Origin of the sequence: Halopseudomonas formosensis (genome assembly GCF_900115905.1) — a bacterium.
In the GTDB taxonomy this organism is placed as follows: Bacteria; Pseudomonadota; Gammaproteobacteria; order Pseudomonadales; family Pseudomonadaceae; genus Halopseudomonas; species Halopseudomonas formosensis.
Map to the genome: position 1 here is coordinate 175,658 of NZ_FOYD01000006.1, position 1,455 is coordinate 177,112.

A 1,455-nucleotide genomic window follows, 5' to 3' on the forward strand; every position below is an offset into this window, starting at 1 on the left:
CGTCTTAATCCCCTTTGAGCGGGGCTCATGTCCGGACTCTACAGCAAAATTTTCCTTTCGGGAATCAAAGGCTTGCGCAAGACAAAAAGCCAACCATTGTACCGAGGAAGAGTTGTCTAAAATTTGACCAGTCATGGGCTGCCATCCTGGCTCGAACCAGTTTGCGTCGGCATATAAATGTAACTGATCCGGTCGCGGTCGGAATCCTTGCGATCTATATAGAGTGTCTGCATACCCCGCTCCTCCAACAGCCGACGAATTTTCAGCCCAGATAGGTGTACAGCTCATCCGCCGGTTTTACGGCGATGCCCAGCGTGGAAACCGGATCACGTCCGGTCAGCCGGATGACCAGCAGCGCATCCATCTCCAGATCCATGCACTGTTCGACACGTGCAACCAGCTCATCCCGCTCAGCCCTGGTCAGATAACACTCAAAGGCAGACTTCTGCCCCCCGCTGGCAAAGTCCTTGAGCACCCGATGGGTGTGCCGCAGCCGCCGTGGATCACGCACATCGTAGGCCACCAGATAAAGCTGCCTGGTACTCATGAACTACTCCCCCTGCTGATCAGCCAGTTGCAGCACCGCCTCATCACTGACAGGGCGGAAAACAAAGTACTCGACCAGGTGCGCGTCCAGCTCGGTCAATTGCTCGGCAGTCAACTCGACGCCACGCAGATGCGCAGGCAGGTCAATCTGCAGATGCAGATAACGAGCACCCCGGCGGCATACCTCCGCCACCAGATGGATCGGCAGGGTACCGATGACGGTATCCTCCGGACCGAGAGCATCCAGACTACTCAGATGCCTGATCAGCATGGCCGGGCGCGGTGCATTGGCCCTGAGCCAATCCAGAGCGCCCGGATGACGAGAAATGTAATAGTTCATGGAAGCCTCAGCCGCGCTTGAGACAAATGACGGCGCCCAGCACCAACGCTCCGCCCAGGATGCAACCCAGCAAGGCCCCTTTGGCAAAACCGGACTCATGGCCACGCTGATATCCCTTGGACTCACCCGCCGTATAGCCCTTGAAGTCCTCACTGCGGGAGTCGGAGAAGATGTAGTCTCTGAACTCTGGCTCCAGTTCAGGTTTTTCCAGCATCCGCTCCAGCACGGCACGGGCAGCCTCAACCGTCATGTCATTGAGCACAGCAAACAGCTCCAGCTCGACATCAGAGCCCAGTATTTTCTCGACCTGCCCATAAGTGGTGTTCTGCATGACACACTCCGTATACCGTCTGCTGCGAAGTTGGTGTCATTGTGCTTGATATCCAGCGAAGCCCCGGTGTTGGCAAGCTTGCGAGGAAACGGTCGAGCGCCCGATATCAATATCCGCACCTACCAGCCAGAACCGCTGGTGATCCTTTGAACGGGGCTCATGTTTCAACTTGGGAATACGAGCAGACCAAGCGCCAAGAGCGGTCTTAATCCCCTTTGAACGGGGCTCATGTTTCAAC

4 protein-coding genes are annotated in these 1,455 nt (G+C 56.4%); all 4 read right to left on the reverse strand.

Annotated elements, in window-relative coordinates; genetic code table 11:
- Positions 1 to 262: 262 nt before the first annotated feature.
- A complete protein-coding gene (gene cas2 / locus BM046_RS10620) occupies positions 263 to 547 on the reverse strand; it encodes a CRISPR-associated endonuclease Cas2 (protein ID WP_090539277.1) in 285 nt (94 codons plus the stop codon).
- A gap of 3 nt (positions 548 to 550) precedes the next feature.
- Positions 551 to 886, reverse strand: a complete 336-nt coding sequence (gene csx16 / locus BM046_RS10625; RefSeq protein WP_090539279.1) for a CRISPR-associated protein Csx16 — start codon at positions 884 to 886, stop codon at positions 551 to 553.
- 7 nt (positions 887 to 893) lie between these two features.
- Complete coding sequence (locus tag BM046_RS10630; protein WP_090539281.1) at positions 894 to 1,217, reverse strand: hypothetical protein; 324 nt, start codon at positions 1,215 to 1,217, stop codon at positions 894 to 896.
- Positions 1,218 to 1,253: 36 nt separating this feature from the next.
- On the reverse strand, positions 1,254 to 1,455 hold a 202-nt coding region (locus BM046_RS16320; RefSeq protein WP_218150032.1), incomplete at its 5' end, for a hypothetical protein.